The sequence below is a fragment of the Modicisalibacter luteus DSM 23508 genome (assembly GCF_000378505.1).
In the GTDB taxonomy this organism is placed as follows: Bacteria; Pseudomonadota; Gammaproteobacteria; order Pseudomonadales; family Halomonadaceae; genus Modicisalibacter; species Modicisalibacter luteus.
This window is the reverse complement of sequence record NZ_KB899989.1, coordinates 441,381-458,627: the sequence shown is the minus strand read 5'-3', so window position 1 is coordinate 458,627 and position 17,247 is coordinate 441,381. Positions and strand designations below refer to the sequence as shown.

Annotated in this window: 16 protein-coding genes; 10 read left to right on the top strand and 6 right to left on the bottom strand. The window is 61.9% G+C overall.

Going from position 1 to position 17,247, the window contains the following annotated elements; all coding sequences use genetic code 11:
- Nucleotides 1–223: 223 nt before the first annotated feature.
- Complete coding sequence (locus F568_RS0102155; protein WP_019017055.1) at nucleotides 224–523, bottom strand: YciI family protein; 300 nt, start codon at nucleotides 521–523, stop codon at nucleotides 224–226.
- Between the two features lie 14 nt (nucleotides 524–537).
- Nucleotides 538–1,101 (bottom strand): septation protein A, encoded by a 564-nt coding sequence (locus tag F568_RS0102150; RefSeq protein ID WP_019017054.1) that lies wholly within the window; start codon nucleotides 1,099–1,101, stop codon nucleotides 538–540.
- 98 nt (nucleotides 1,102–1,199) lie between these two features.
- Here F568_RS0102150 and F568_RS0102145 point away from each other — a divergent pair, with 98 nt between their 5' ends.
- Complete coding sequence (locus tag F568_RS0102145; RefSeq protein WP_019017053.1) at nucleotides 1,200–2,081, top strand: PHP domain-containing protein; 882 nt, start codon at nucleotides 1,200–1,202, stop codon at nucleotides 2,079–2,081.
- 127 nt (nucleotides 2,082–2,208) lie between these two features.
- Entirely contained in the window at nucleotides 2,209–2,832 is a 624-nt protein-coding gene (locus tag F568_RS0102140) for an L-threonylcarbamoyladenylate synthase (RefSeq protein WP_019017052.1), read from the top strand.
- On the opposite strand, the gene F568_RS0102135 is transcribed toward F568_RS0102140, so the two are convergent.
- Both F568_RS0102135 and F568_RS21980 read right to left on the bottom strand, forming a co-directional pair.
- On the bottom strand, nucleotides 2,829–3,731 hold the full coding sequence (locus F568_RS0102135) for an ion transporter (protein WP_019017051.1): 903 nt from the start codon (nucleotides 3,729–3,731) through the stop codon (nucleotides 2,829–2,831). The genes F568_RS0102140 and F568_RS0102135 overlap by 4 nt on opposite strands.
- 36 nt (nucleotides 3,732–3,767) lie before the next feature.
- Nucleotides 3,768–4,631 carry a CYTH domain-containing protein gene (locus F568_RS21980; protein ID WP_019017050.1) on the bottom strand — a complete coding sequence of 288 codons (864 nt, stop codon included), beginning with the start codon at nucleotides 4,629–4,631 and terminating at the stop codon, nucleotides 3,768–3,770.
- Nucleotides 4,632–4,733: 102 nt separating this feature from the next.
- On the opposite strand from F568_RS21980, the gene F568_RS0102125 reads away from it, so the two are divergent.
- The 7 genes from F568_RS0102125 (at nucleotide 4,734) to F568_RS0102095 (ending at nucleotide 12,899) form a co-directional block, all read left to right on the top strand.
- On the top strand, nucleotides 4,734–5,414 hold the full coding sequence (locus F568_RS0102125) for a TIGR00153 family protein (RefSeq protein WP_019017049.1): 681 nt from the start codon (nucleotides 4,734–4,736) through the stop codon (nucleotides 5,412–5,414).
- 57 nt (nucleotides 5,415–5,471) lie between these two features.
- Nucleotides 5,472–6,743 (top strand): inorganic phosphate transporter, encoded by a 1,272-nt coding sequence (locus tag F568_RS0102120; protein ID WP_019017048.1) that lies wholly within the window; start codon nucleotides 5,472–5,474, stop codon nucleotides 6,741–6,743.
- Nucleotides 6,744–6,863: 120 nt separating this feature from the next.
- Nucleotides 6,864–8,177 carry an amino-acid N-acetyltransferase gene (gene argA, locus F568_RS0102115; protein WP_019017047.1) on the top strand — a complete coding sequence of 438 codons (1,314 nt, stop codon included), beginning with the start codon at nucleotides 6,864–6,866 and terminating at the stop codon, nucleotides 8,175–8,177.
- 796 nt (nucleotides 8,178–8,973) lie between these two features.
- Nucleotides 8,974–10,515: a sensor histidine kinase gene (locus F568_RS21975; protein WP_229804224.1), complete on the top strand. Its 1,542-nt coding sequence runs from the start codon at nucleotides 8,974–8,976 to the stop codon at nucleotides 10,513–10,515.
- A gap of 2 nt (nucleotides 10,516–10,517) precedes the next feature.
- Nucleotides 10,518–11,048: a hypothetical protein gene (locus F568_RS0102105; RefSeq protein ID WP_019017045.1), complete on the top strand. Its 531-nt coding sequence runs from the start codon at nucleotides 10,518–10,520 to the stop codon at nucleotides 11,046–11,048.
- 44 nt (nucleotides 11,049–11,092) lie between these two features.
- The gene (gene glrR / locus F568_RS0102100; protein ID WP_019017044.1) at nucleotides 11,093–12,451 is read left to right on the top strand and encodes a two-component system response regulator GlrR; all 1,359 of its coding nucleotides are present in this window, start codon (nucleotides 11,093–11,095) and stop codon (nucleotides 12,449–12,451) included.
- Between the two features lie 94 nt (nucleotides 12,452–12,545).
- A complete protein-coding gene (locus F568_RS0102095) occupies nucleotides 12,546–12,899 on the top strand; it encodes a hypothetical protein (RefSeq protein ID WP_156817318.1) in 354 nt (117 codons plus the stop codon).
- Nucleotides 12,900–13,054: 155 nt separating this feature from the next.
- Here F568_RS0102095 and fhuF read toward each other — a convergent pair whose 3' ends face one another.
- Complete coding sequence (gene fhuF / locus F568_RS0102090; RefSeq protein ID WP_019017042.1) at nucleotides 13,055–13,828, bottom strand: siderophore-iron reductase FhuF; 774 nt, start codon at nucleotides 13,826–13,828, stop codon at nucleotides 13,055–13,057.
- 96 nt (nucleotides 13,829–13,924) lie between these two features.
- Nucleotides 13,925–15,268, bottom strand: a complete 1,344-nt coding sequence (gene xseA / locus F568_RS0102085; RefSeq protein WP_019017041.1) for an exodeoxyribonuclease VII large subunit — start codon at nucleotides 15,266–15,268, stop codon at nucleotides 13,925–13,927.
- Between the two features lie 469 nt (nucleotides 15,269–15,737).
- Here xseA and guaB point away from each other — a divergent pair, with 469 nt between their 5' ends.
- The gene (gene guaB, locus F568_RS0102075; protein WP_019017040.1) at nucleotides 15,738–17,207 is read left to right on the top strand and encodes an IMP dehydrogenase; all 1,470 of its coding nucleotides are present in this window, start codon (nucleotides 15,738–15,740) and stop codon (nucleotides 17,205–17,207) included.
- The last annotated feature ends 40 nt before the right edge of the window (nucleotides 17,208–17,247 follow it).

The following is a 17,247-nucleotide window of genomic DNA, read 5'->3' as shown; positions in this document are numbered from 1 at the left end:
TTTGACCGATTTTGACGAGGCGGCTAGCCTTGCCGCTTTGAGCAGGCCATCCGCCGCCTCTTCACAGGGTTTTCCACAGGAGGTGTGAGCAAACTCGTTGTGAATAACTTGCTGTGGAAAAGTGAATCGAGAAGGCGAGACAAGGCGAATATCGGCGGAAGCGGAGTTTACCGGGAGTAAATGAGCCACTGACGCCGATATTCAACCGTACCGCCGATCGATGTTAGGGCAGAACCTTCTTGAAGGGTTTGACGGCCACCTTGGAATAGACCCCAGCGATCATATAAGGGTCGGCATCGGCCCAGGCGCGGGCGGCATCAAGGTCATCGAACTCGGCGACCACCAGGCTCCCGGTGAAGCCGGCATCGCCAGGGGTGTCGGAATCAATCGCCGGGTGTGGGCCGGCCAGTACCAGTCGGCCTTCGTCGCGCAGTTTCTCCAGGCGGGCCAGATGATCGGGACGGGCCGCCATGCGCTTTTCCAGACTGTCCTTGGTGTCCTCGCTGATGATCGCGTAGAGCATCGTCATTTCCTCGGTTATGGGTTCTTGTCCACAGTGTCGGGCGCCGGCTGAGCCACCATATGACGGCTCATGTAGACACCCTGAGCTAAAATGAAGACCAAGGTCAGGCCAAGCATGCCGAACAGCTTGAAGTTGACCCAGGTGGCTTCATCAAACGTCTTGAATACGTACACATTAAGGGCCGCCATGGCCAGGAAGAAGATCGCCCAGGCGGTATTCAGCCGGCGCCAGATGGCGGCCGGTAACGTCACGGCACGTTCCATCATGCGCTGGATCAGGGTCTTGCCGCCAAACAGCGGCGAGACCAGGAAGGCCACGGCGAACAGAGCGTTGACCACGGTGGGCTTCCACTGAATGAACGTGGCGTCATGGAATAACACTGTGGCGCCACCCATGACTACCAGTAGCGCCAGGGTAATCAGGTGCATCTTTTCCACACGCCGATAGCGCCACCACAGGAAGCCGACCTGGGCCAGCGTCGCGGGAATCAGGACCAGGGTGGCGAGCACGATATCGCCGCTCAGGTGATAGACAGCGAAGAAGATCGCGATGGGTAGAAAGTCGAGCAGTAACTTCATTGGGCAGGGATCCTGTCGCAGCGGTGCATTGACCCAGGCGGGCGGGGCGCGCACCATGTTGCGCCTATTCTGACAAAGACGCCCGATGGCGTCATGCGATGATGCCACTTCCCGAGACTTTCGACGACGCTGCCCGCCTAGACCTGCACATGCATTCCACCGCTTCGGATGGCGCCCTGTCGCCCACCGAGCTGATGCAGCTTTGCCATGCCCGTGGCCTGACCCATGTAGCGCTGACTGACCACGACACCGTGGCGGGGGTCGCCGAAGCTGCGATCGAAGCCGATCGGCTGGGGTTACGCCTGGTCTGTGCCAGTGAGCTGTCGGCACAGTGGCGCGGTGTGACGATCCATGTGGTGGCGTTGCTGCCCGATGGACCCCAGGGCGCGCTGATCGATGGGTTCGAGTCGCAGGCCCGTGCGCGCGATGCGCGCGGTGAGGAGATAGCCCGCCGCCTCGAGGCTGTCGGGCTCGATAATGCGCTGGCACGGGCCCGCGAGCAGGCGGGCAGCGACCGACCACTTGGGCGGCCCGATTTCGCCCGGGCACTGGTCGCCGCCGGCGTGGTGCCGGACATGGCCTCCGCGTTCAAGAAACACTTGGGAGCCGGCAAGCGCGGCGACGTCAAGGCGCACTGGCCGTGGCTGAGCGAGATCGTCGGCTGGATACGCGATGCCGGTGGTGTCGCCGTGCTGGCGCACCCGCTGCGCTACGGCATGACCCGTCGTAAGCGTGGTCTACTGCTCGATGATTTCGTCGAGGCGGGGGGCGAGGCAGCCGAGTTGATCAGCGGCTACCAGAATCCCGATACGACTCGAGACCTATCGCGACAGTTGCAGGAGCGTAGCATGTACGGCTCGTTGGGCAGCGACTTCCATGCCCCCGGTGGCCCCATGGCGCCAGGCAGCATGAGCGACGTGCCACGGACCGCGCTACTGCCGGTATGGCGTCATCCGCGCCTGGCCGGTTTTGCCCAGTGAAGCCATAGGGTCGTCAGAGCATCGTTCGGTCGTCTAGGCTATAGCGTAGCCGCCCGGCCTGGCGTTGCCTGGCAACGCCTGGGCCTGCCGGAATGACATTAATCCCGAACCGAGCCCAGGAGCCGCGATGACCCAGTTTTTCCAGATTCATCCCGAGAACCCCCAGAAGCGCCTGATTGACCAGGCCGTCGCCATCATTCGCAGTGGCGGGGTCATTGCCTATCCGACCGATTCGGGGTATGCCCTGGGTTGTCACCTCGGCGAGAAGAAGGCCATCGAGAAGATCAAATGGCTGCGCTCGCTGGACGACCGCCACAACTTCACCCTGGTGTGTTCCGACCTGTCGGAAATCAGCACGTACGCGAAGTTCGACAACGTCGTTTTTCGCATGCTCAAGAACCACACGCCGGGGCCCTACACATTCATTCTCAATGCCACCAGCGAAGTGCCGCGCCTGCTTCTGCATCCCAAGCGACGTTCCATCGGCGTGCGGGTACCCGATCATCGCATTACCCTCGCGCTGCTCGAGGCACTGGGCAGCCCGCTGATGAGCGTAACGCTAATCCCCGTTGATGAAGCGTTGCCGTTGACCGATCCGGAAGATATCCGCGAGCGCTTTGGCGCCCATCTCGATCTGATCATCGATGGCGGCGCATGCTCGCTGGAGCCCACCACTGTGGTCGACCTGCGCGAGCAGCCCCCGACCATCGTGCGCGAGGGGCGGGGCGATCCGTCGCCATTTATCGGTTAGTCGTTGTCATCGGGTTGGGCCGGCGGTGGTTCGCTTACCCCCTTGCGTACCTGACGCGGATCGGGTCGTTCCTCATTGAGCCAGGTACCGCAGCGCAGGCAATAGCGGGCCTTGTGCTCATGACGGTCATAGCCGCAGCCCGGGCAGGCCTCGTTGGAATAACGTTCCTGGCGAATCGAGCGAATCACCTCGGCGGAAAATACGCCGGTGGGCACGGCAATGATCGAGTAGCCAATGAGCATCAGCATGACTGTGATCCCTTGGCCTAGTGGGGTAACCGGCACGATATCCCCGTACCCTACCGTCGTCAGGCTGACAATCGCCCAGTAGATGGACATGGGAATGCTGGTAAAGCCTGCCTCGGCCGGCTCGATCAGATACATCACTGAGGCAAAAATGGTTACCAGCGTGAAGATGCTGAACAGGAATAATATGATTTGATGGAAGCTGCGTTTCAGCGCGTCGATCAGGAGCTGCCCCTCACCGACGAACTGCATCAACCGCAAAATTCTGAATATTCTCAGGACCCGCAGCAAGCGCACGACGAGGATTGACTGGCCGCCAGGGATGACCAGGGCGAGCCAAGTCGGCAATATCGAAATTAAGTCGATGATTCCATAGAAAGACCACAAATACCTGAGGGGGCGATTCAGGCAAAAGAGGCGTAGGGCTAGTTCAAGCGTAAATATCAGGGTGAAGCCCCATTCAAGGGCGTAGAAAACGTCTCCAAACCGGGCGTGATATTCATTGACGCTATCCAGTACGACCACCAGCACGCTAGCCAGAATCGTTACGATCAAGGCAATGTCGAAGCCTTTGGCGGCTCGGGTGTCCGATTCGAAAATGATTTGAAATATTCTCGTTCGAATACCGACACCGGCGGGACGAAACTGTGTCAAATCGGACTCCTATCGTTTGGCGTGACATGGCATGATTCAAGCGGGATGTAGCGCCGCCTGCAAGGCCAGGCTGTGCTGGCCGAAGCTCGGCGTCAGCCAATCCGTCTCCGCCAGGGCATCGGCCAGGGCTTGGGCATGGTGACCGATTTCGTCGGCATGAGCTCGCTGGGCCAGGGTCGTCAGCGCGTCGCGCGCCTGTTCCAGAAACGCACGTTGACCACTGTCATTGAAAGCGTCCAGATACAGAATGGCCCGGTCGAAGCATGCCGCCGCCGTATCGTTACCTGCCGGTATTCGCCATTGATTCTCGCAGAGTGCGCCGCCACGTGCCGCCTTGCTGGCATTGGCAGGGCGAAGGGCGATGTCCTCGGCCAAACGACGGGCCAGCTGCCACAACGCGGACGGCTCACCGGCCTTGAGCTCGAGCTCCAGCTCGTCGATGCCGACATGCCGCTCACCGGCACGGATCTCGCCACGGTCGAGTGCCACCTCGATGCGCGCGCCGCTGTAGTCAATTAGCCAGGCCTGCCGTTCGAAATCGGTGGTAAAGCGCGGCTGCAGGGCGTGAAGCACCTTTTGCCCCAACGCCTGCACAGGCGGAAGCTGCGCCAGGCCGTCAACGTCCAGCCGATCTTCTTGCACCTCCCATTCCCATTCGCCCCGTGCTGAGAGTCCTCCCGACCCCTGGCCGGCAGTCTTCAGCGTTTGAAGGGTACGCTCGGGCGTGCGGCGCAGGCGCAGCGCTACCTTGGCTGACTCCAGATCGCCTGTCGGAGTGTCGTAATAGGTATTGGCCAGCCGCGTGCGATGCGCAGTGGCACCGCCAAGTGCCGGGTGGTAGGGCAGCTTGCCGGCTTCGCCAGAAGCCAGGGCCAGCTTGAGCTCGATTTCTTCAGGCATGCGGTAATGTGTCCGTTTTATGACAAATGAATGATTTTTTCATGACGTTGATCAGGCCGATCACTATACTGTCGCCGCCATTCCTAACCTACGAATGACGCTATGGTGACTTCCAATCCGTTTTCCTCGCTGTTCGGCCGTTCGCCGTTTCAGCCGTTACTGGCGCACATCGTCAAGACCAGCGAATGTGCCGACCAGCTGCTTCCCTTTCTCGATGCCGTTTTGGCCGAGAACTGGGAGGAAGCCGCCAAGCATCGTGAGGCGGTGACCCACCTCGAGCACGAGGCCGATCAGTTGAAGACCCAACTGCGCCTCAATCTGCCCAATACCATGTTCCTGCCCGTGTCGCGTTCCGATCTGCTGGAACTGATCAGCGTCCAGGACAAGATTGCCAATCGTGCACGCGATATTACCGGCATCATGATGGGGCGCTGCATGAAGATACCGCCGGGGCTGGCGCAGCCGATGCGCGATTACCTGACCACGGCCGTGGCCGCCGTCGCCCAGGCGCGCAAGGCGCTGGAAGAGATGGAAGACCTGCTTGAATCGGGCTTCGGGCGCAACGTCGCGGACCTGATGCAAAACCTGATTCGTGAACTCCACGATCTGGAGCATCAGGCAGACGAACAGGAAATCGCCATTCGTCGCCAGCTTTTCGACCTGGAGTCGCAATTGCCGCCGGTGGATGTGATGTTCCTCTACAAGATCATCGATTGGATCGGGGACCTGGCAGATCGCGCCGAGCGTGTCGGTAGCCGCCTGCAGATCCTCACCGCTCGCTAAACCCGAGTGCCAATGGCATTTCGGGTTTTTTAACGCCACTCATAAAGAATCGTGCCTATGTCCATCATTGCGCAATACGGCGATGTATTCATCATTCTTGCCTGTGCCTTCGGTTTCTTCATGGCTTGGGGGGTCGGTGCCAACGACGTGGCTAATGCCATGGGCACATCCGTCGGCTCCAAGGCGATCACGATCAAGCAGGCGATCATGATCGCGGTCGTCTTCGAGTTCCTCGGTGCCTGGCTCGCCGGGGGGCAGGTCACCGATACCATCCGCAAGGGGATCATCGACCCGTCGCTGCTGACCGAAGACCCTCATCTCCTGGTCTATGGCATGCTGGCGTCGCTGCTGGCTGCCGGCCTGTGGCTGTTGATCGCCTCGGCCAAGGGCTGGCCGGTCTCGACCACGCACTCCATTGTCGGTGCCATCGTTGGCTTTGCCATCGCCGGGCTGGGGGTGGATGCCGTGGGCTGGACGAAGGTTACCCAGATTGCCGCCAGTTGGATCGTCTCACCGCTGCTGGCCGGGACCATCGGCTATGTGCTGTTCCGCTCGGTACAGGTACTGATCTTCGAAAGCCGTGATCCGTTCGCTTCCGCCAAGCGCTACGTGCCGGGCTATATCTTCCTGGTCGGTTTCATCATCGCCATGGTGACGCTGGTCAAGGGGCTGTCGCATGTCGGCCTGGAATTCAGCTTTATCCAGAGTTTCCTGATTGCGGTAGTCATCGGCATCGTAGTCATGATTCTGGGGATTCTGCTGGAGAACCGCATCGGTCGTGGCAAGAAAACAGCCGGTGATAGCTTCGACTTTTCCGGTGTCGAGCGGGTGTTCGGCGTGCTGATGATGTTTACCGCCTGCGCCATGGCCTTTGCGCATGGCTCCAATGACGTCGCCAACGCCGTCGGGCCCTTGGCGGCTGTGGTTAGCGTAGTCGAGGCTGGCGGCGCCATAGGCGGCGAGGCAGCATTGCCGTGGTGGATTCTGGTGCTTGGCGGAGGGGGTATCGTGGTTGGCCTGGTCACCTACGGTCATCGCGTCATCGCCACCGTGGGCACGGGAATCACCGAGCTTACGCCCAGCCGTGGCTTCGCCGCCACGCTGGCAGCAGCGACCACGGTGGTGTTGGCCTCAGGCACCGGCCTGCCGATCTCGACCACGCATACGCTGGTCGGCGCGGTGCTCGGCGTGGGGCTGGCGCGCGGCATGGCGGCGCTCAACCTGCGCGTACTCGGCACCATCGTCATGTCCTGGCTGATTACCTTACCGGCAGGCGCCGGCCTGTCGATTCTGTTCTTCTTTACGTTCAAAGGCATGTTCGGTAGCTGAAGGCACCGGATTTGCCATTGCGCCAGTGAGGCGGGACCCTTCGGGTGTCCCGCCTTTTTGCTGGCTCTGCTATAGTCGCCGTCTCACCTTTTCGTTCACCGTACTGCCGGAGTGCAGGCCTTGGATACGCGCTTTCCCTTCGTCGACTGGTTCCGCAACTCCTCGCCGTACATCAATGCCCACCGTGGCCGAACCTTCGTCATCCTGATCGAAGGCGAGGCCATGGCCAATGGGCGCGGCGAACAGCTGACCCAGGACCTTGCCCTGTTGCAGACCCTGGGCGTACGCGTAGTGGTGGTCTACGGCATTCGCCCGCAGGTCAATCGCGTCCTGGAAGAGGAGGGCATCGTGCCGCAGCGTCATGCCGGCCGTTGGGTGGCCGACGCCGCGATCATGCGCTGCGTCGAGCGGGTCGCTGCCGAGCAGCGCTTGTGGCTGGAGGCGCGCCTGTCGCTGGGCTTGCCCAATACCCCGTTGCACGGGGTCGAAGTGACGGTGGTTTCGGGCAACCTGGTCATGGCCAAGCCGCTGGGCGTGCGCAACGGCATCGACTACGACCGAAGCGGTGAAGTGCGGCGGGTTCGGGCGCAGGCCATCGAGTCGCTGCTTGATCGCGGCACGCTGGTGGCCTTGCCGCCGCTGGGCTTTTCCAGCACCGGTGAAGTCTTCGATCTGAACGCCTCCGACGTGGCTCAACATGCGGCGGTGGCACTCAAGGCCGACAAGCTGATTCTGCTCGGCGAGGCCCAAGGCCTGCACGACGAGAGCGGCCAGCTTCAGCGTCAGCTGACCCCCGCCGAGGCCGAGCCGCTACTGCGCGATGCCGACCCGGGCAGCGAGCTGGCCCGCCACCTGAGTGCAGCCTGCGAGGCGGCGCGACACGGCGTGGGGCGTACCCACCTGCTGAGCTGGCATGACCACGATGCGCTGCTAGGAGAGCTGTTCACTCGCGACGGGGTGGGCACGATGATTACCCAACATCGCTACGAGCAGTTGCGGCCGGCCGAACTCAGTGATGTGGCGGGCCTGCTGGAACTGCTGCGCCCCCTTGAAGAGCGCGGCATGCTGATCGAGCGCTCGCGCGAGCGTCTGGAGCATCAGATCGATGATTACATCGTCATTGACCGCGACGGCATGATCGTTGGCTGTGCGGCGCTGCATCCGTTTCCCGAGGCACAGATGGGCGAGCTGGCCTGTGTGGCGGTGCACATCGACTACCGGGGCGGCTCGCGCGGTGCACTGCTGCTCGCCGAGGTCGAACGCCGCGCCCGTCGGCAGGGCCTGACCTCGATGTTTGCGCTGACCACTCACACGGCGCACTGGTTTTTCGAGCACGGCTTTGGCCTGTCCAGTATCGACGTGCTGCCACCGCTCAAGCGTGACGCCTATAACCACGCCCGCAAGTCGAAGGTCCTGCTCAAGCCCCTCGCCTGAGGGGCTTGCTTATACGGCATGGCCCCTGTCGCCGCTTGTCTCCTCCGCTGGCTTCATTGTCGCTAATCCGTCACACGCTAAATGACTGATCTTTAAGGCTGTTTTAGGTTTGTCTCAATAAGCGTCTGCAAACGACGACGAAAAATGCCGAACGTGGGGCCGTTTTTCGTCTCATGCCCGACCCTTAGCTAACCTGGCTTGAATTGGGTGGTTTTAAATATCTGTTTTTAAAGAAGTTGTGCAGAAAGTGGCACGCCTGTCGCAATGGTTAGGACGTGAGCAAGCGGGAAGCGGTTCAAACGGCTCGATCCACTTCCCGACTGAGCAAGTAAAGAAGACCCACGCGTTCCGTGTGTCGACTTCGATACTGCCAGTAGCGTCTGCTCCACGCGATGTGTGACTTAGGTTGCGATGAGACGGGTACGGCCTAACGGCATGGAGAGTACCTATAGGGCAAGGACGCCCTGGCAAGGATGCCACTACCCCCTTCGGGGGGACTTGTTTCGATGCGACGCCTCGGCGGCGCATCCCAGGAATGAAGCCGGCGGTGCGGCCGCCACAGGTGAAATCGCCAGTCCCTGGAAGATGTCGACGCGATTTCATGGCTTCGGGGCCTTCAGGGCCCGTTCCGAGCGCTCATGAATGTCTGTCCAGGCAGACCCCAGCGAGAGCTCACTTGACCCTTCAGTTCCCTGCGTACCTTGGGCCGGCTATGCCGGCCCTCTTTTTTGTCACGTAGGATGACATTCATTCGGCTTGAGCCGGCGGTAACTCTGTTATGCTGTGCGGATAGGACATGACGCTTACCCTCTTCCTGCATAGAACCGTTATCATGACCTCCCAGGTCTCACGCCGCTGGCGCCCAAGATCCCTGCTGCAGCTGGTCCTGCTGGCCTTCCTCGTGGTGATGCTGCCCATCGCCGTGCTGATGTTCCAGGCGGGACAAGCCCTATCTGAGCTATCGATGCTCGCCGACATCAGTGCCCGTCAAGCGGTGGAACAGACCCGCCGTGCGCGCGAGCTTTCCAACCTGGCGCTGGAAATGGAGCGCAGCGCACGGCAATATGCCGTGGTCGAACAGCCGGGATTGATGGATATCTACTCCGCCAAGCTGGACGAGTTCGCCACGTTGCTTGATGCCCAACAGCGCCTGTTGCCCGACAACCGGGACATTCTGGCCCTGCAGGAGCAACTGCAATCGCTTTCCGACCTGCCGACCCTGACGACCGCCGAGATCGCTGAGCGTCTCGGTGAATTCGTGAGTTTCGCCGAGCGTACCGGCGCCGTGCGCGATGCCACCAACCTGTATATCGACAACCGTATTGAGGGCATCAGCGCCCAGGCCAGCGAGGTGCGCCAGCGGTTGTGGCTGCAGACCTCCGCACTGGTTTCCGCCAGCCTGGCGCTGATGCTGCTGTTCACCTGGCTGATCATTCGTCCCATCCGCCAGATCGAGCGTCGCATCCTCAACCTTGGCAGTGGCATGGAGCCCGCTTCCGCTCAACTCATCCAAGGGCCGGCGGAGCTGGTCAACCTGGGCGAGCGTATCGACTGGCTGTCGGCCCGACTGGCCGAGCTCGAGGCACAGAAGCAGCAGTTCCTGCGTCACATGTCACATGAACTGAAGACACCACTGGCCAGTGTACGCGAAGGGACCTCGCTGCTTTCCGACGGCGTGGCCGGCGAGCTGACGCCGCGGCAGCTCGAGATCGTCGAATTGATCGACAATAGCGGCTTGGAACTGCAGCGACTGATAGAGCAACTGCTCGACTACAACCTGTTGCAGCACAATCAGATGGTCAATAATGACCTGTTCGACGTTTCGGTGCTGATCAAGGACGTACTTACCAAGCACCGGCTGGCGTTGGACAAGAAGGATATGAAAGTCTCGGTGTCGGCATTACCCATCGACTGGAGTGCAGATCGTGACCGCACGGCGCGCATCGTCGACAATCTGGTGTCCAATGCCATCGCTTATGGCGAAGACGGTGGAAAGCTCGAGATTCGCGCCTACCATCGTGGGCCCACACTGGCGATCGAGGTGGCCAACAGCGGCGAGCCGATCGATGCGGCCGACCGCGAGCGCTTGTTCGAAGCCTTTTACCAGGGGCGCGCACGCCGCAAGGGCGCGATCAAGGGCTCGGGTATCGGCCTGTCGGTAGCCGCAGACTGCGCGCGGGCCCAACATGGCCAACTGATGCTAGTGGACGATCAGGCGATGGCGGTATGTTTCCGTCTGACGTTGCCATGGAGTGGAGAGGGTGTCAGTGATAACGATAAACGGCTTGGGCATGCCATGCCGACAATAAGTACGGACCGTACCGACGCAAGGAACTGAACATGAGAATATTGCCTCTACTGGCCAGCCTGCTGGCCGTTTCGCTTTTGGCGGGGTGCCAGGCCCTCAACCATACGACCAATGCCCCCTTTAACACGGCTTCGTCGGACTGCCTGTCCGAGGTTCCCAGCTTGCATGATAACGAGTGTCTGCTCGAAGCCTGGGTCGATTTCGGCTTGGCCGCCCAGCGCGGTGACGAGGCCTGGCGCGAGCGGACGCTCAAGCGCGCCGAAGGTGAGCTGGCCAATGAGCGCCTGGCGCGTGCCGTCGTATACTCGTGGTCCGATCGCAGCCACTGGGATGACGCGTCGGAATTGTTCAAGGCCGATCTGGCACTGGCGCCGAGCCGTCTACAGCCGCTGCTGCGTCAGTGGCTGAATGGCCTGGAGGCCCGCCGCGAGCTGGCCAATCAGGTCGATCACAGTGAAGCTGCCCGCCGCCAGGTTGCCCGTGAGCGTGACGATCTGGCCCAGAAGCTCGATGCATTGACCGAAATCGAACAAAGCATCAACCTTCGCAACCAGTCCCCCTGACGCATGTCGTAGGGAGCAACGCCAGTGCGCCTAGGAGTCGAAACGTGAAGCAAGCCGCCCATGTTCTGCTAGTGGATGACGACGTCAGCCTGCTCAAGTTGTTGGGGATGCGCCTGGAGAGCCGTGGCTATCGTGTGACCACGGCCGAAAGTGGGCGTGAAGCGCTGGACAAACTGGAGCAGACCCGGCCCGACCTGGTGCTATCCGACTTGCGCATGGACGAGATGGATGGCATGGCGCTGTTCCAGCAGGTCCAGAAGCGCATGCCCGGCCTGCCGGTGATCATTCTTACCGCACACGGGTCGATCCCCGACGCTGTCAGTGCCACGCGACAGGGGGTGTTCAGCTTTTTAACCAAGCCGGTCGACCGCGACGAACTGTTCAGTGCCATCGACGACGCGTTGCGCCAGACAGCGAATGCCAGCGCCGACGGCGACGATGCCTGGCGAGCGGAAATCATCACCCGTAGCCCGCACATGGAGCGTATCCTCGAGCAGGCGCGCATGGTCGCCGGTTCCGATGTCAGTGTACTGGTCACCGGTCCCAGCGGCTCGGGCAAGGAGCTGCTTGCCAACGCCATCCACCGTGCCAGCTCGCGGGTCCACAAGCCGTTCGTGGCCATCAACTGTGGCGCCTTGCCGGAACAGCTCCTTGAGAGCGAGTTGTTCGGCCACGCCAAGGGCGCCTTCACTGGCGCGATCAGCCAGCACGAAGGGCTGTTCCAGGCCGCCGACGGCGGCACGCTATTCCTCGACGAAATCGGCGACATGCCGCTGACGCTGCAGGTCAAGCTGTTGCGTGCGCTACAGGAGCGCCAGATTCGCCCGCTGGGGTCGACCACGTCGATTCCCATCGATGTGCGTATCATCTCGGCGACCCACCGCGACCTCGACAAGGCGATGCGCGAGGGCGATTTCCGCGAGGACCTGTTCTACCGGCTCAATGTGGTCAACCTGCGCCTGCCGCCGCTGAAAGAGCGCGCCGAGGACGTGCCGCTGTTGGCCAAGCATCTGGTTACACAGGCCGCAGCCCGCCACAAGCCGTTCGTCAAGGGCTTCTCGCCCGAAGCGCTCAACCTGCTCGCCTCCAGTGCCTGGCCAGGCAACGTGCGCCAGCTCGTCAACGTGGTCGAGCAGTGCGTGGCGTTGACCAGTGCGCCGATCATTCCCGAAGCGCTGGTCTCGCAGGCACTGATGGCCGAGGAGAACGCGCTGCCCTCGTTCAATGAGGCGCGCGCCGGTTTCGAGCGCAGCTATCTGATCAAGGTGCTCAAGATCACCGAGGGAAATGTCACCCAGGCGGCACGTATCGCCGGGCGCAACCGCACCGATTTCTACAAGCTGCTCGGGCGTCATGATCTTGAACCCGGCGCTTTCAAGCCTGGCGCCGACCAGGCCGGCTGAAAAGGAAAATTCCGGCCCGCTACGGCATGTGCGGGCTCGAACGTATCGGCATATCTTCTCTATAGTGGAAGAGAACGCACGACAAGGAGGTGTTATGACACCACGTAAAGGAATGCAGCGTATCTGCCTGGGCGCGGCCCTGTTCGTAGTCGCCACTACGGCGTCCGCCGGGACTGCCAAGGCCATTGAGCGCACACCCCGGGAGGACCACCAGCTGGTCGAGAAATGCCGCCAGGTCGCCATGGAAAATGCCGGCCATGAGCTCGAGAACAAGCAGATCAAGGACAGCAACCTGCCCGAGTACGAGCAAGGCAAGGAATTCGAGCTGCGGGTCAGCTTTCTCGGCCACGGCAATACCTTCCACAATGTGACCTGCCACGTCAGCCCTGAAGGTGAAGTTCACTTCAAGAACAACGATCAGGGTGGGTTGCCCAGCGTAGGTAACTAATGGTTATCCGGCTAAGCCGGTTTACATTTTCACAGCCCGGGCGCTGAGATGGCTTAAATGCTCTCAGCGCTTTTTAATGCCTGCCCCGCATGTCGCATTACGCAATGCGCTTTGCGCTGACTGTCTTCAACAAGAAAGCTGTGCCCACCTTCGATTCAATGCTTTCTGCGCCGGCATGGCAACGGGCAGTAGGTACCGCAATCGCCGAGTTCTGGAATCAGATAACACAGGCAGCACAACTTTCGCACCCGCTGGGGTGAACCATCCTCCCCTGTCACGCATCGCACCGGCTGGAACAGCGGGTTGCGTTGGCCATCGTCCAGTTCACGACGTTCGAGCAGTTGCCAGCACGCGTCGGCCATCCCAGGCCACATGGCCGGGTGAGTCTCCAGCAGGCCCAGATAGTAATCGAAGCCGCTACCCACATTGCTCCAGAATACCCGGGGTGCTGCACCAGATAACGGGGCCAGCACCTCGATCACCGCCGACAGGTGCGCCAGTAGCCCTGCAAAGCGGTGTTCAGTTTTGGGGCTGGCCAGCGGCAGGCCATCGTGGCTCAGGTACAAGCGTTCGGGCCGGCCGTGCTCGTCCAGCACGACATGCATCTCGTCGAGCCCCAGCGGCAGCTCCCGCTCCAGCAGCACATTTGCCACCAAGCTGGGCAGCAGCACGAGGTGGAAATACCACTTGGCCCACATCGAGGCCACGGCGCGGCGGTCGTCTACCGTAAAACATGCCGCAAACTGGTCCAGCACGCGGCCGAGTGTTTCGGGGGCGAACAACTGCGTGCCGGATAATGTCTCGGCTGGTGGTGTGTCGCACAGCCAGGGTGGGCTGACGTCGGCCAAGGGTCCCACGTACATGCTCGCCAAGGGCGAGCCGGAACCGGATACACCATGTACCTGCTGCAGAGGGATTCGTGAGGTCATGGCCTGTCTCTTAGGCGACGGATGGGCGAACGCGGCAAGGACGTGGTACAGGCGAGATGGTAGCGAAACCAGAAAAAATATCAATGATAGTAATTATCAGTTGCGATTGAGGCGTCGCTTGACCTCGACTGTCAGTCGGCCCTCGCCCAGTCTCGCGCTGAGCTTCTCGCCCGGCTGGGTATCCTGGGCACGCTTGACCACGTTGCCGTCGCTGTTCTCGAGGATTGCATAGCCCCGCCCAAGTACCGCCAAGGGGCTGACTGCATTGAGTTCACGGGCCAGCGCATTGAGCCGGCCACGTTCATTCTGTAAGCGTTGGGGTAGGGCAGCATGCAGGCGGGCGCTGGCGCGCTCCAGCCGGTTGCGCGCCTCGCTGACTTGCTGGGCGGGCACGAAACGGTACAAGCAACGTTCCAGATGCTGGTGGTGTTGACGGGCATCCGCCAGCCGCTGGCGCATGGCCCGCTTGAGACGTGCCTCGAGCTGGTCGAGACGCTGGCGCTGCTGGTTCAAGCGCTCGCCGGGGTGACGCAACCGCGCGCGCAAGTGATCGAGGCGCTGTGCCTCGCTGTCCAACCGGGCCAGTTCGCAACGGGCCAGTCGCTGCATGGCGTCGCTCAGGCGCCGTGCCAGCTCGCGGCGGTCCGGCACCAGTTGTTCGGCAGCGGCGGAGGGCGTGGGGGCGCGCGCATCGGCAGCGAAGTCGGCCAGCGTGACATCGACCTCGTGGCCCACTGCCGACATCACCGGTAACGCCGAATGGAAGATCGCCCGCGCCAAGTGCTCGTCGTTGAACGCCCACAGGTCTTCCAGACTGCCACCACCCCGGGTGACCAGCAACGCATCGAAGTGCCCTTGGGAACGCGCAAGATGATTGGCCAGGCCGATAGCGCGGATGATTGCCGGCACCGCCTCACGGCCCTGCACCGGCACGGGGAGTACGGTCACGTCGAGCATCGGCCAGCGTGCGGCCAGTACCGCCAGCACGTCACGCACTGCCGCACCGGTGCCCGAGGTAATTACCGCCAGATGGCGCGGCGGGCAGGGCAGCGGGCGAGCATTGGCAAACACCCCCTCGGCGGCGAGCTGTTGCTTCAATCTCTCGAAGGCGGCAAGCAACGCGCCCTGGCCGGCCGGTTGTACGGCCTCGACGATCAGTTGGTAGTCGCCGCGAGGCTCGAAGACCGACACCTTGCCGCGCAGACGAATGTGGTCGCCATTATTGAACGGCGCGGCGAAACGCGCCCGTGTACGGAACAGCGCGCAGCGCACCTGGGCACGATCATCCTTGAGCGTGAAATAGCTATGCCCCGAAGCCGGCCGCGTCAGCCCCGATACCTCGCCTTCCACCCAACAGTCGCCGAAGCCGCGCTCCAGCATCAGCCGGGCCTGGCGATTGAGTTCGCTGACGGAAAGGGCAGTGGGGGCGTTATCCTGCATGGCCGGTCTCGGGTCGGGAGAAAAGCCCAGTGTAGCATTCGCGCTGTCGGCCACGACGCCTCAAAGCGCCTAAAGCCTGCCTTGCCTGGGCCGATAGTCATCATAGGCCGCAAGCAATAAGGCCAATGGCCAGACGAGGAAGAAGGCAATGAGTGAAGTGCATCAATATTGGTACGAGACAGCGATGAAAAACGCTGAAGCCCAGGCAGTGGTGCAGGCTTGGCTGGAGCGTTAAAAGTTAGCCGAAACCGGCGTAGAATGCGCTTCTCAGGCTTTCAGTAACGCGCACTAATGTTGCCAAAAAAGCATAGGCCCTGCGGCGCTCGCAGGGCCTTCTGTTTGTCACCTGGCCATGAGCCGGCGTGTGCAGGCTGCTGGTCGGATTGCCCGAGGCTGGCCCTAGACGCTATAATACGCGATTAACTTCCCTCGCCTCGCTCCCCACAATCTGCTCATTGGGTGTTCCGACATGCTACGTATGGCGCAAGAAGCTCTTACGTTCGATGACGTATTACTCGTACCCGGCTACTCGGATGTCCTACCCAAGGACGTCAGCCTTAAATCCCGCCTGACCCGCAACCTGAACCTCAACATCCCGCTCGTCTCTTCCGCCATGGATACCGTCACCGAAGCGCGCCTGGCCATCGCCATGGCCCAGGAAGGCGGCATTGGCATCATTCACAAGAACATGACCATCGCCGGCCAGGCGGCGGAAGTGCGCAAGGTGAAGAAGCACGAGAGCGTGATCGTCAAGGACCCGGTGACCGTTGGGCCCAAGGCCAAGCTCGAGGATCTGCTGGCGATGGCCGACGAGTACGGCTATTCCGGCTTCCCGGTCGTCGAAGGGGAAACCCTGGTGGGCATCGTCACTGGCCGTGACATGCGCTTCCAGCCCGACCACAGCGACAGTGTCGAGGCGATCATGACGCCCCGCGAGAAGCTGGTCACCGTGCCGGTGGGCACACCGCTGGACGTGATCAAGACCAAGCTGCAGGAAAACCGCATCGAGAAGATCCTGATCGTCGACGATGCCTTCCGCCTGCAGGGGCTGGTCACCGTGCGTGACATCGAGAAGGCGCGCACCTACCCGTTTGCCGCCAAGGACGCCGATGGCCGTCTGCTGGTCGGCGCTGCAGTGGGTACCGGCGCCGAGACGCCGGATCGCATCACCGCACTCGCTGAAGCCGGCGTCGACGTGATCGTGGTCGACACCGCCCACGGCCACTCCAAGGGCGTCATTGACCGCGTGGCATGGGTCAAGGAGCACTTCCCCGATATTCAGGTCATCGGCGGCAACATCGCCACCGCCGACGCCGCCAAGGCCCTCGCCGAAGCCGGCGCGGACGCCGTCAAGGTGGGCATCGGCCCCGGCTCCATCTGCACCACGCGCATCGTCGCCGGTGTCGGCGTGCCTCAGATCACTGCCGTTTCCAACGTCGCCGAAGCCCTCAAGCCCTACGACATCCCGCTGATCGCCGACGGTGGCGTGCGCTTCTCCGGCGATTTGGCCAAGGCCATCGCCGCTGGCGCAAGCTGCGTAATGATCGGCGGCCTGCTGGCCGGTACCGAAGAAGCCCCGGGCGAAGTCGAGCTCTACCAGGGCCGGACCTACAAGGCCTACCGCGGCATGGGCTCCATGGGCGCCATGTCCCAGAGCCAGGGCTCTGCGGACCGCTACTTCCAGGACAAGACCGAGAACGCCGAGAAGCTGGTCCCCGAAGGCATCGAAGGCCGCGTGCCCTACAAGGGCATGATGAGCGCTATCGTCCACCAGCTGATGGGGGGCCTGCGCGCCTCGATGGGCTACACCGGCTGCCGCAGCATCGACGAGATGCGCACCAAGCCGGAGTTCGTCCAGATCACCGGCGCCGGCTTCGCGGAGTCCCACGTCCATGACGTGCAGATCACCAAAGAAGCGCCGAACTACAGGGTAGGCTGATCGCCTTACCGGAAAGAACTTCGCGGCGGGGGCAACCCCG

Coding starts and splice junctions, on each gene's coding strand:
- F568_RS0102155 (WP_019017055.1), bottom strand. CDS start 523: ATGCTCTACGCGATCATCAGCGAGGACACCAAGGACAGTCTGGAAAAG.
- F568_RS0102150 (WP_019017054.1), bottom strand. CDS start 1,101: ATGAAGTTACTGCTCGACTTTCTACCCATCGCGATCTTCTTCGCTGTC.
- F568_RS0102145 (WP_019017053.1), top strand. CDS start 1,200: ATGATGCCACTTCCCGAGACTTTCGACGACGCTGCCCGCCTAGACCTG.
- F568_RS0102140 (WP_019017052.1), top strand. CDS start 2,209: ATGACCCAGTTTTTCCAGATTCATCCCGAGAACCCCCAGAAGCGCCTG.
- F568_RS21980 (WP_019017050.1), bottom strand. CDS start 4,631: ATGCCTGAAGAAATCGAGCTCAAGCTGGCCCTGGCTTCTGGCGAAGCC.
- F568_RS0102125 (WP_019017049.1), top strand. CDS start 4,734: ATGGTGACTTCCAATCCGTTTTCCTCGCTGTTCGGCCGTTCGCCGTTT.
- F568_RS0102120 (WP_019017048.1), top strand. CDS start 5,472: ATGTCCATCATTGCGCAATACGGCGATGTATTCATCATTCTTGCCTGT.
- F568_RS21975 (WP_229804224.1), top strand. CDS start 8,974: ATGACGCTTACCCTCTTCCTGCATAGAACCGTTATCATGACCTCCCAG.
- F568_RS0102105 (WP_019017045.1), top strand. CDS start 10,518: ATGAGAATATTGCCTCTACTGGCCAGCCTGCTGGCCGTTTCGCTTTTG.
- F568_RS0102095 (WP_156817318.1), top strand. CDS start 12,546: ATGACACCACGTAAAGGAATGCAGCGTATCTGCCTGGGCGCGGCCCTG.
- fhuF (WP_019017042.1), bottom strand. CDS start 13,828: ATGACCTCACGAATCCCTCTGCAGCAGGTACATGGTGTATCCGGTTCC.
- xseA (WP_019017041.1), bottom strand. CDS start 15,268: ATGCAGGATAACGCCCCCACTGCCCTTTCCGTCAGCGAACTCAATCGC.
- guaB (WP_019017040.1), top strand. CDS start 15,738: ATGCTACGTATGGCGCAAGAAGCTCTTACGTTCGATGACGTATTACTC.